Source organism: Aeribacillus sp. FSL M8-0254, from assembly GCF_038008845.1.
Lineage (GTDB): Bacteria > Bacillota > Bacilli > Bacillales > Aeribacillaceae > Aeribacillus > Aeribacillus composti.
The window spans coordinates 509,086-521,560 of sequence record NZ_JBBOZY010000001.1 but is presented as its reverse complement, the minus strand read 5'-3'; the positions used below and the strand labels follow the sequence as shown (position 1 = coordinate 521,560).

Annotated in this window: 7 protein-coding genes; 1 reads left to right on the top strand and 6 read right to left on the bottom strand. The window is 36.7% G+C overall.

The features are described from left to right. Window positions 1–496 precede the first annotated feature (496 nt). Window positions 497–1,723: an IS110 family transposase gene (locus tag NSQ44_RS02550; protein ID WP_340858085.1), complete on the top strand. Its 1,227-nt coding sequence runs from the start codon at window positions 497–499 to the stop codon at window positions 1,721–1,723. Between the two features lie 631 nt (window positions 1,724–2,354). Here the strand turns inward: NSQ44_RS02550 and NSQ44_RS02545 are convergent. The 6 genes from NSQ44_RS02545 to NSQ44_RS02520 all read right to left on the bottom strand — a co-directional run bounded on the left by NSQ44_RS02545 (window position 2,355) and on the right by NSQ44_RS02520 (window position 12,321). After that, entirely contained in the window at window positions 2,355–5,267 is a 2,913-nt protein-coding gene (locus NSQ44_RS02545; protein ID WP_340854740.1) for a M14 family metallocarboxypeptidase, read from the bottom strand. Window positions 5,268–5,389: 122 nt separating this feature from the next. After that, entirely contained in the window at window positions 5,390–8,149 is a 2,760-nt protein-coding gene (locus tag NSQ44_RS02540) for a glycosyltransferase family 4 protein (RefSeq protein ID WP_340854739.1), read from the bottom strand. 96 nt (window positions 8,150–8,245) lie between these two features. Further along, the gene (locus NSQ44_RS02535; protein WP_063386312.1) at window positions 8,246–9,502 is read right to left on the bottom strand and encodes a nucleotide sugar dehydrogenase; all 1,257 of its coding nucleotides are present in this window, start codon (window positions 9,500–9,502) and stop codon (window positions 8,246–8,248) included. Window positions 9,503–9,573: 71 nt separating this feature from the next. After that, complete coding sequence (locus tag NSQ44_RS02530) at window positions 9,574–10,803, bottom strand: glycosyltransferase (protein ID WP_327873307.1); 1,230 nt, start codon at window positions 10,801–10,803, stop codon at window positions 9,574–9,576. Then, window positions 10,800–11,534 (bottom strand): ABC transporter ATP-binding protein, encoded by a 735-nt coding sequence (locus NSQ44_RS02525; protein WP_063386314.1) that lies wholly within the window; start codon window positions 11,532–11,534, stop codon window positions 10,800–10,802. The genes NSQ44_RS02530 and NSQ44_RS02525 overlap by 4 nt, the downstream gene beginning before the upstream one ends. Before the next feature lies 1 nt (window position 11,535). Then, window positions 11,536–12,321, bottom strand: coding sequence for an ABC transporter permease (locus NSQ44_RS02520; protein WP_340854737.1), 786 nt, complete (start codon window positions 12,319–12,321; stop codon window positions 11,536–11,538). Window positions 12,322–12,475 lie beyond the last annotated feature (154 nt).

Genomic DNA, 12,475 nt, shown 5'->3' with positions numbered 1-12,475 from the left:
ACTAATCTTAATAAGTTTTTTGCTTAATATTTTTTCATAGTTAAGATAAAAACTTGGGGAGTTAATGACTTGGGAGGAGAGATTTTAGTAGTGTTTCATTCCTCAAGTTAAGATAAAAACAGAGTTAACGCAGGTATGACACAACAAGATGAAGCTGAGTTTCAATTCCTCATAGTTAAGATAAAAACGTTAACGCCGATGATGTAGTCGCAGTCATCTTGCGTAGTTTCAATTCCTCATAGACCCCCATGCCGTTTGATAACGGCACCAGCAGATGATGAAAATAATAACACATTTATCGTATAATGGAGACACGGCTGGATAAGAAAGGTCGTCTTACCTTGGTGCCTTAAGCACGTCTTATAGACAGACCTCGACGACCCGGTGTACCACTGATTGTTGCTCCCTTTCGGGAAGCACGCGGGATAGAATAGTCTTTGATGGTCGTCGCACCAGCCTTCTATCATTAAGCCACAAGGAGTGTTGAAGAATGGATATGGATGTTGTCTTCTCTCGTGTCTGTGGCCTTGATGTTCACAAAAAGAACGTTGTCTGTTGTATTATCACTCCGGATCATAAAGAGATCCAAACGTTTTCCACCATGACCGATGATTTACTCACCATGATCGACTGGATCAATTCCCATCGTTGTACCCATGCCGCTATGGAAAGCACCGGCTCCTATTGGAAACCTATCTATAACTTACTGGAAAGTGAAAACATTCAACCCATCGTCGTTAATGCCAAACATATCAAAAACGTTCCCGGTCGCAAAACCGATGTCAAGGATGCGGAATGGATTGCCACCCTCTTACGACATGGACTTCTCCAAGGGAGCTATATTCCTAATCGAGAACAACGGGAACTACGCGAACTCGTGCGCTATCGTCGTAGCTTAATTGATGAGCGGGCAAGAGAGATTCAGCGCATTCAAAAAGTCCTCGAAGGAGCAAACATCAAGCTTGCATCCGTCGCTTCCGACGTATTGGGCAAGTCTGGTCGCGCCATGCTTGAAGCTATTATTCAAGGCGAAACGGACCCTCATATTCTTTCAGAATTGGCTCAACGTCGACTGAAAAACAAAAAGGAACTCCTAAAAAAAGCATTGAAAGGCTTAATCGGACACCATCAACGCTTGATGCTTAAAACCCAGCTACAACACATTGACCACCTCGACCAACTCATTAAAGAACTCGATGAAGAAATCAAACAGCGGATGCTCCCTTTTGAACAAGACCTGGAGCGGTTGGACACCATCCCCGGCGTCGGACGCAGAGGCGCTGAACAAATTTTAGCTGAAATCGGAACCGATATGAATCAATTTCCTACCTCTGCTCATCTGTGTTCTTGGGCCGGCATCGCTCCAGGGAATAACGAAAGCGCCGGCAAACGAAAATCTGGGAAAACGAAAAAGGGCAATAAAAAATTGCGTTCCGCTTTAGTTGAAGCAGCGCGAAGTGCCGCTCGGACGAAAAACACTTATCTTTCCAGTCTGTATCGGCGCATTGCCGCTAGACGTGGAGCCAACCGCGCCGCTGTTGCCGTCGCTCATCGCATTCTCGTGATCATTTATCACCTCTTAAAACGCAAACAAACTTATAATGAACTGGGACCTCATTACTACGAAGAACGCAAACATCATCATGTAGCAAGACAAGCCATTAAGAAGTTAGAAACCTTAGGTTATACGGTCACGGTGGAAAAACAAGATCAAACGGCATAACCTCTATTTTCCACTATATACCAATAACTAGTGGAACACATCCCCCCATCCTTTTTTTGCGTTTTTCCCCCTTTAAATTTTCGGGATAGTTAAGATAAAAACCCCCCAAAAAATGTTGTTAGATCAGCATTCCGATTTAAATGGTTGATTGGTTAATTTCATTTTAGCCAATGAGTAAAAATTTATCAATCCTTTGATTTGCGCGGGCTCAATGGAGATTTAAAAGAGTCGTCGATCCCCTGGGATTTTTGCACGATTGGAGGTCGACGACAAATTTTATTATTTTTAAAACAGACGTATTCAGTTTGCGGCTCGATAACTCCATCCTTTATAAATATATGTTTTTCTAGAATGCTTTTACTGCTGCTTCTGTTTTTGTGCTGAATATCCATCGGCTTTTTCCATCCCTTTTTGAACCATTTTCACATTGATCCTTTTAAGACCCAAATATCTAGGATATTTGAAAAGATTGTTTAATTTTGCGATTGTCTTCGAACCAGCTAAAAAATACACCGTCAATCTCAATTTTTTGCGTTTTTTTCAATATAACTATATCTAAGAAGTGGAAAACCTTGAAGTGTTTTTTAAAAAAGGATGTCCCTAATTACTTTTAGGACACCCTCATTGTTTGTTATCGAGTATTTCTATTTTTATATGCTTCGTCAGCTAGCATAATGCCAATGGACTGATTTTTCTTCCAAATGGATGGGAAGTAAGATATCGGAACAGGACGATTGCCAACATATGGCGCGACCTCAGGAGTAAAGGCCGGTTTTTTCTGTGTTGATATAAACCAGTCCGTAAAACCTCCCCCGCTAGGATTATTGCTCGGTGGAACGAGACGATAACCTGTTTTTGATGCTATCATACTCGCTATTTTTCTATCTCTTACTTCATGCTGTTTTGGTGTATTAAAGTGCCAATATATTATCTCGCCAGAAGAATGATAAGAAACCGCCGTTTTAAAATTTCTGCTTAGCGTAAAGTTAACCATTGCCTTTGCTTCCGGTTCATTTAATGGTCTAGGCCCTTTGTAATTTTGAGGGGATGGTCTTCCTGTATTCCCAGCAATTCTATACCAATCTGCTGGGTATTGCCGGTTTAAATCCACTCCCCGAATGTTTGCTTTCCATGCTGCAAAATTCGTGCTGCCACCGTTTAGTTTTAATACATAGGCAGGATTTTTAGCGCTTCTGTGCCCTTTTTGTACTAATGTCACCCCATCCGGATTTACCATCGGTACAAACCAAATGGAGGCATTATTTAAAATGCTTCTTACAGGATAGCCGTCAACACGTAAATTTTTTGAATATGCGTAAGCATATACATCGATCATTTCCATCAGCAAGTTTGTCGTGATATATTCTCGCGCATGATGGGAACCGTTTATCATAATTTCCGTTTTGCCTTTTCCAAGCTTCACTGCATATATGTTTCGTCCATCAACCGATTGACCGATAATTCTCTTACTAATGAGATTAGGATAAGCTTTCTCTAATTCGCTAATATCCCGGACCATCTCTTCATATGTGTAAACTTGATTGGGGTTTACAAGATTCCCAGGTTTCGCCTGTTTTTTTAACGAAACTTTTACATCACTCTTATGGACGTAGCCAACCCGATTAGCAATATGGATTTTTACCCAGTTGCCATATACCCCTTCAATCGGATATTCAATATTTTTTAACAATGTTACAATAGGTACAAGTGTTTTATTTGAATTATCATAAACCACAGCATCTCGTAAAATTGTTATTTTACCATTGTTTTTTAAAGAACTTATTTGAAAGTTTGGGTGGGATAACGGAACAGTTGAAAATTTATAAACATATCCCTTTGATAAACCAAATTGAATTTCATGCCAATTGCCCTTTCCCCCAGTTCTCAAATAGGACTGACCTTTTCGTAATGAACCGACTTTCACTAGCTTCCCACTTTTTTTAATAAATACATTCAAACTATCACTTGTAACTTTAAAATACTTAGTGTTTGAAGGAAACAAAACCTTAGCATTGCTTTTATGAATAAAGCCGATTCTTCCGACATAATCAATCATCCACCAATTGCCTGCATCTTTAATTACTGGATATTCAATCCCTTTTTGTATAACCCCCAATTTTTCCAATTTTCCAGATGAATTGTCGTATACATTAGCATCTTTAGTGATTTTAATAGAATAAGAGTCAAATTTAAGGGCTTTGTTTTCATTTTTTATTGATGGAGAGCTTATACCAACTGTCGAATCATTATGAATATATCCTTGAATTTTTCCAAATTTTACGATATGCCAATTGCCTTTTGCACTAATTCTCGGATATATTTGTCCTTTTTGCAATGAACCGACTTTTGTTAGTGACTTTCCTTTTATGTATAAAGGAACATTATCATCTGTTACTTTAAAATATTTCACATTGGATGAAAATAAAAGCTCTGTTCCATCTTTGTGGATATAGCCAATTCTCCCTAAAAAATCGACCATCCACCAATCTCCTACATCACGAATGACTGGATATTCAATGCCTTTTTGAATAATCCCAAACCTTACTAGTTTTCCAGATGAATTATCATAGACAACAGCATTATTTGTAATCTTAATCGTAAACAAACTGTTTGTAAATTTTTTATTTTCATTTTTCAGGTTTGCAATAGATAATAGAGTAGATGACTTTTGGTCAACATATCCTTGAGTTTTACCGAATTTGATGACATGTATACCGTCCTTTTCACCAACTCTCGGATAAATTTCTCCTTTTTTCAAAATTGCAACCTTTATGAGCTTTCCATTTTTGTCTATATATACAGGTACATTCTCTTCTGACACTTTGAAATAGTTAGCATCAACAGCACTCATCATTTTCATTTTATTTTTTTGTTGTTCATCATTTTCTGCGTTGTAATCGGTATTCTTTATATTTTTACTTTCTTCGTTGCTTCGATTTTCAATTCCAGCGTTTTCTTCCAGATTATCAATTGATTCAGAGTTTTTTTGTATTTTATTTTCTACCTTTTGTTCCTCATTTAATTCCGAACCCATTTCATTTTCCGGTTGTGGATTCTCTTCAAAAGTGATTATTCCTTCACGATTGCCAATAATTATTTTTAACTTGTTTTCATTCTCTTCTATGAATGGAATGTTCTGACCAGGTTCTATGTATGCAATTATTTTGTTCGATGTTGGATCCGAAACTTTCACACGTTCCTTAAAACTTTTAAAATCTACTATACTGCTATTTTCGCCATTCACATTATAGTAATTTAATTGGCTTTCACTCAGTTCAAATTGATCTTGCGGCAGTTCCATTTCTTTTCCGAGCCAATCAAATACATAATTTCCGTTTTCAGTTTTTTTCACAAAAATTTCAGCATCTTTGGAAATAGTGCCTAAAATTTGATTTGTATCATCTGTGATCACAAAATCTTTTTTTAACGAAACGAGAGAAACAGCATCAGTTTTATTAGCATAAACATCGTTTAAAACTGGCTGAAAAAATAAAGAAAATATCATGATAAAGGCTAAAAATATAGAAAAATACCTTTTTGTCACAACATCTCCTCCTGAATAAAAATTGTGCCGCTTAAAAGATCATATCATTATGTTGTATCGGTATAAATAACAAATTTTTTATCACTCAAAAAAATAATGCCCAAAACAATTGGGCAATTCATTCAGCTATATATGTTTACATACTGCTTGCACAACTCTTTCCAATGGCGCTCCCGCTCTACCCATTTTCTGCTTTTTATGCCAATATGCAGATCTGCCTGAGCTTTTTTCATACATTCGTATAATGATTCAACATTCTCCGCTTCAAAGATTAATCCGGTCTCACCTTCGATCACCATTTCCTTCAAAGCTGGAATGTCGCTGACAAGCACAAGTTTCCCCATCGCCATTACTTCGTAAGGTTTTAAAGGAGTAACAAGCCGGCATACTTTCGCATTAATACGCGGAAACGGAAACACATCAATAACAGAATAATATTTTTTTACTTCATCGTGCGGGACTCTACCTACAAACGTAACGTGTTCGGCTATATCAAGTTGTTGAGCAAGTTCTTTCAATTCAGCGACAGCAGGTCCATCACCTACTAAAAGGAAATGAAAATCTTCACCATCCTGTTTCAATCGTTTAATAGCTTTTAAAGCAAAGTCCAGTCCTTCGTATTTTGTCACAGAGCCGATGAACCCGTAAACAATTTTTCCATGCAAATCATACAAGTTCATGAGCTCCTCATCTCGTTCTTCAGGAGTAAAAACATCTGCGTCAACACCATTTGGAACGATGAAAATTTTATTTTTTTCAACTCCTAAAGAGATCAATTGTTGAGCTAAGCTTTCACTTATTGTTACAACTTTATCTGCTAATTGGCAGCAATAGATTTCATATTCTTCATGCATCCGGTAACGTTCGGAATGTTCAAATCCTTTTACTTTGCTCGCTGTCGTATCGTGCCAAAAGCCCCTTACTTCATAAACAGTAGGAATGCCCAGCTTTTTAGCTGCTTGAATAGCCGGCAAAGCATTTTGAAAATTTGACGCTGCATGTACAATTCTCGGTTTTATTTCCATCAATAAATTTGCAAACTGCTCAGCATAATGTTCGAAATACATTGTCAGCGGAACAACGTTTAAACGAATATCTTGCTGCGTGTACAGCCGATAATGTTCAATTCCATCAATGTTCTCTATTTTCGTTTTCTTCCGATTTAGGGGCCATCCGAGTTTTGTCACGACGACCGGTTTGAGCCCAAGCTTCTTTTGATGAACGACAATTTCTCTGCTTCGAATGGTATATCCATTAACCTCAGGCATAGATTTATTTAATACGTGGACAATTTTGTCGCCTAATGCGATCTGCGGCAAATCTTTTTTCCACGTCCACTTTTCCTTCATCCGTTCTTTTTCATCTTTTGCGATCTCATAATCGTTCTTGAGTATTCGTCGAATGAAAAAAGGAAGCTCTTCAAAATATTTCACACGCTCAGAAATGTTTCCCAATCGATGATGAACCCCAATCAATGTTCTTAATACAAACAGACTTCTCGGCCGCAATTGATACGCTTTATTTAGAAGAAGCGATGCTTCAGCATAATACTCATGTTCATAAGCATATTTCGCCAAATAAAAAAGCATCTTCGTTTTATGATGGCTGCTATAGCTGTCGATTTCTTTAAGCAGTTCTTCTTGTTGGCGATGTTCAAGAAGCCACCTTTTTTTCACACATTCAAATTCGAAATCGCCTGCAATAAAATGATTCATTGTTTCTAAATGCTCTTTTGCAATTGGCAATTTTCTGTTTGAATGAAACAGCTTGTGGACGAAAGTCTTTAACATTTTAATCGATAAATCGTGATCTATAGTCCTGCACCAATTCATAAAAACAGAAAAATCATCAAGTGTAATAGAATCGTTCATCATTTGTTCATATAAAGAAATAAGCTGATTGTTTTCTTTTAATGTGTTTAACAGCTCCCTGCTCAATAAATGGATATATTTTGATTCCACCGCATTTCTTAATGAATAAAGCTCTTGTTCTGAAAGGACAGCATTTTGCAAACTTTCGATGAGCATATTTCTTAACAGTTGGGAGCGTTCACCTCTGTTGTATGCTGTCATGCACTGATGAAAAACTGTTTGGTACTTTTTTTGATCCTTCGCTTTTATCGCTTCTTTTAGAGGCAGTAAAATTTCTTCTGAATAAGGGATTGATACCCCTTTTCCCCATAACCATCGCAATACAGTTTCATACTCGTCTCCGTCTTTTTGTTGAAGCAATGCGATGACTGCCTGTGTTTGTTCCAATTCCGGAAGGTTTTCAATGGTTTGAATGGCCGTATGAATATCATAGGAGACACGTTGGAATTCGTCTTCCCATTTCTTTCTTATATCATAAATTTCAACTATGTGCTGATAAACTTCCTCTACATTTTTATTCTGACCCCATTGTAAAAACAGTTCACATAGCTGTTTGGCTATTTCAATTTTTTCCTTGCTGTAAGCGTATTTTACAAACGATAATTGCATCTCAGTCGGCAAAAAATGGCGGTGTTCTGTATTTTCCAAAAGCAGCAGAAGTGGTTTAGTCCTTCTTTCCAAATAGAGCAATTTCCCTTTTAATTTCACTATTTCTTCATTTTGATCAGAAAGCTGGAAAATTTCTTTTAAAGCTTTGGCAAAAAGAGAAAGTGATTCCCAAATAAGAGCTTTTATATAGCGTTTTTCTGTATCTTTCAATTGGTTTGTCCGTTGAATCATGTTCATGTATACAAGATGTTTATTAAATTTTTTTGCCAGTGGAATCAAATCAATTGCCGTTTGCAGAGAGTCCCCTTTTTCTAAATACAGGCGGAAAAGGCGATTTTGCACTGGCTGAGATTTTATAAATAAAGAAAAGAAAACGCCCATTTTTAAGATCCATTGTTTCATTGGTTTCATAACCTCCAGCATATAGAAGAAGAGGCTGCTCAAAGACATTTTTTCAGGAAGATTGCACTCCCCGACATGAGCCAGCCTCTTCATATATTAAAGTTTTGAACCAATTTTTAAATAGTGAAGCCCAGCTTGTTCTACTTTTTCTTGATCAAGCAGGTTCCGTGTGTCATAAACAATCGGAGATTTCATCACTTTCTTGATTGCCGCAAAATCCAAATCTTTATAAGCAGAATGATCTGTTAAAATTACCAATAAATCAGCATCTTTTGCCGCTTCCTCGACCGTATCCACTTTTCCTTCTACATCTGCTTTCACGTGCGGATCATGAATGCTGAGCTTGAATCCTGCTTTTTTCAGTTCCTCAATAATCTCTAAAGAAGGACTTTCCCGCATATCATCAATATTGCCTTTAAATGCCAACCCTAATACAGCAATCTTCGGCTCTTCGATTTCCTTTACAATATTTTGAATGGTTTTCACGACAGTTTTTGGTGTATTGGAATTAATGCTGCGTGCCAGTGTAATAAGCTTAGACTGCTCAGGTGCTTTTTCAATAATGAAATACGGATCAACTGCAATACAATGTCCACCAACACCAGGTCCTGGTTTATGAATGTTTACGCGCGGATGATAGTTTGCAAGCTCAATTGCTTCCCATACATCAAAATTCAATTTTTCAGCAATTCTAGCAAGTTCATTAGCAAAGGCAATGTTTATATCGCGATAAGTATTTTCCATTAATTTAACCATTTCCGCAGTAGTAGCATCTGTCTTATGAATTGTTCCTTTGACAAAGCGTTTATAAAGCTGTACAGTCAATTCACTTGATTTTTCATTAATCCCACCGACAATGCGATCATTTGATACAAGCTCTTCAAACAATTTGCCTGGAAGAACTCTTTCAGGTGAATGTGAAATATATAATTCTTCTCCAATAACCAATCCTGATTTTTCTAAAATTGGAATCATTACGTTTTCAACTGTTTTTGGCGGTACAGTAGATTCAAGAATGACAAGATTCCCTTTTTCAATATACGGAAGAATCATCTCGGTTGCACTGCGGACATAATCAACATTAGCAGAACCGTCCGGATTAACCGGCGTAGGAACTGCGATTATGAATGCGTCAGCTTTTTCCGGTTTCGTGCTGACTGTAAATTGTCCAGCATCAATAACTTCAGCAAGCATTTCAGGCAATCCGGGTTCTTCAATATGAAGTTCTTTATTATTCAACATATTAACAACTTTTTCATTCACATCAACGCCGTGCACCTGCACACCATGTTTTGCAAACATTACTGCAGTTGGCAGACCGATATAACCTAGACCCATTACACACAATCTCATGAAATGTACACTCCTTTTGCACTAATAAACACCATTATATTATACCAAAAATAAAAATACACAACTATTTTTCAAAGTCTTCGATACATTTCGACAAGTTTCATTTTTTCCTTTTGCCATGAATACTTTTCTCGTTTTTGTAAACAGTTGTTTTTATAGAAATCGTAGTTTTCATAAATTTGTAACACGGCTTTAGCAATTTGTTCAGGAGTTTCTTCCGTACAAATGCCTGTTTGTTCATTTTTGACTATATAGCTTTTTCCAGGATGATCGGAAGCTATAGCAGGAATGCCGGCTAACAAGTATTCAAATATTTTGTTAGGTGTAGAAAAATAATTGTTTCGGCTTATGTTTTTATACATAACAAGCCCTGCATCAGCCTGTTTTGTATAACATAAAATATCGCTAGCAGGTACTTGTTCATGAAAAAACACCCTGTTTGCCAAACCGTTTTCCAAAACAGCCTTTTCTAGATCACTCTTGATCCGGCCATTTCCAACAAGCACTAATTTAAAATGCTCAGGCAGCAGCTCCATTGCCTTTAAAATCTCTTCCAATCCTCTGTGAGGATCAATGCCGCCTTGAAAAATTAGCAGGAAATCATTTTCTTTTAATCGGTATTTTTTTCGAAAATAGTCATCTTCTATAGCGCACGTATCTTCTTCCTTATAAATCGGTACGTTTTGAATAACCGTTACTTCCGGCAATTGACCGTATTGTTTCTTAAATTCTTCGGCAACATACGGATTAACAACAATTAATTGATCTACATCCCGCAGCAATTTTCTTTCAAGCCGATAACCGTACCAACGGTCAAGCTTGTTCCTGCCTGACATTTCATTAAACAGTTCATGAGAATCATAGACAACGTGCGCTTGAAATTCTTTTGCCAGTTTTATTCCAGTTTTTAATGTATTCAAGTCATGGCAATGCATAACATCCCATTGTTGCTGCTGTTCTTTCAACCAGCTTCTGCATTTTAGGTAAAATTCATGATAAGAATATAAATCTTTTATCAATTTAATGACCGGACTCCGAATGATGCGGCTTAACGCCTTCTGTTTAACACTTAATTTTTTGTTTTCTTTCGGTTCATTGAGCAATTGCTGTTTATACTTTTTGGAAAATATGCTCATTCTCTCAATTTTAATGTTTTTATGAAGAAACGGGGGCTCTGTGTTAAATTCTTTCAAACAAAGAATGAAAACTTCTTCACCTTGTTCTGCCAAACCGATGGCTTCCCGTTGAACTCTCGCATCAAAATGGATATCTTTGTAAAGAAGCATCACAATCCGCTTCATTTTTTCGCTCTTCCATTCATAAAAGCATTGTATTTTGGAACAACTTCAGCAGTTAATCCGACGGCTTTTTGTTCCCCTAGGTGAATCCAGACAACTCTGTCGCAAATTTTGTTGACCAAACTGGCCGAGTGGGTAACAATAATCACTGTTTTGTCTTGTTTAATTTTTTCAAGGATGGCTTTTTCACTTTTTTCTCTAAATGCTTGATCGCCAACGCCGAGAACTTCGTCAATTAATAAAATGTCCGGGTCCAGCGAGATCGCAATGGAGAATGCCAGCCTTGACCGCATACCCGACGAATATGTTCTGACAGGCTCGTATACAAAATCACCTAGTTCCGAGAACTCAATAATATCATTTAGCTTGGCATCTACTTCTTCTTTTTTATGACCAAGAAGGAGACTGTTTAAATAAATATTTTCGATACCTGATAATTCACCGTCAAATCCTGCTCCGAGCGACAATAAAACAGGACGTTTTCCACGAACAATATATTCGCCTTTATCAGGGAGAATGAGACCGCTCAAAATTTTTAGAAGAGTGCTTTTCCCTGACCCATTTCGTCCGATAACCCCTAATACCTCTCCTTTTTTTACATCAAAATTTAAGTTTTTTAAAGCCCAAAATTCCTTTTTTTCTTTTCGTTTTTTAAACAAGTCGGAAATTCTGCTTTTTTTTCCTAACGGGTAGGAAACCCATAAATTTTTTAATTCAATAATCGATGTACTCAAATCAAATCACCTTTGCATACTCATTTTCATATTTAAATAAAATCTTTAGTGCAAAATATAACAAAATGAAGCTTATTACGATTAAGCCACCTAATAAAAGCCATAATGGCTGAGAATGGTATAGCAAAATATTCCGGTAAGATTCAATCACAGTTGTAAATGGATTTAAATAAAAAAGACCAGCCAGTCGTTTAGGAACATCCGAAATTGTAAATAATACAGGCGATACATAAAGAAGTACCCTTGCAATATACTGCATTAAATTTTTGATATCCCGCAAATAAACTCCTACATGCGCGAAAAGAATCATTAAAGGCAATAAAATGATCGCATGAATAACGGCGATTAAAGGATATAAAAGATACGTCCATTCAAAATCAATGCCGTAAACTAACAAAAACAACATTAACACAATGCTGCTTAACAAAAATTTTATACTATTTACACATAGGCGAACTAGAATAAAAACAATTTTCGGCACATATATTTGCTTGATTATGCTAGCTTTCCCGACAATCGATGACGTGGAATCAACTAAGCAGGCGGTTGTGAATTTAAGCGGAATTAACCCGGTAAATAAAATCACTAGATAATGCGGGCCTCCCCGCCCTAAAATAACGACAACAAGCAAATAATAAATCATCATATAAAGAATTGGATCGATAATCCACCACAAAAATCCCATATAGGTTCTTGCAACGTTCGATTTTAAATCAAAAAAAGTCAAATAACGAATCAAATCTTTATGTTCTTTAATAGAACGAATGAACTTCGCAAATACTGTCATGCAAATATCTCCTATTTCTAGAGTATTCTACACATGTAATCCAAAAAACAAACATTATTTTATCATATTTTTCAACATCTTACATTGCTTTTCCATAACAATTTTATAACAACATATAATGAATAGACATTATACTTAACATTTATTCCTCTTT

Coding starts and splice junctions, on each gene's coding strand:
- NSQ44_RS02550 (WP_340858085.1), top strand. CDS start 497: ATGGATGTTGTCTTCTCTCGTGTCTGTGGCCTTGATGTTCACAAAAAG.
- NSQ44_RS02540 (WP_340854739.1), bottom strand. CDS start 8,149: ATGAAACAATGGATCTTAAAAATGGGCGTTTTCTTTTCTTTATTTATA.
- NSQ44_RS02535 (WP_063386312.1), bottom strand. CDS start 9,502: ATGAGATTGTGTGTAATGGGTCTAGGTTATATCGGTCTGCCAACTGCA.
- NSQ44_RS02530 (WP_327873307.1), bottom strand. CDS start 10,803: ATGAAGCGGATTGTGATGCTTCTTTACAAAGATATCCATTTTGATGCG.
- NSQ44_RS02520 (WP_340854737.1), bottom strand. CDS start 12,321: ATGACAGTATTTGCGAAGTTCATTCGTTCTATTAAAGAACATAAAGAT.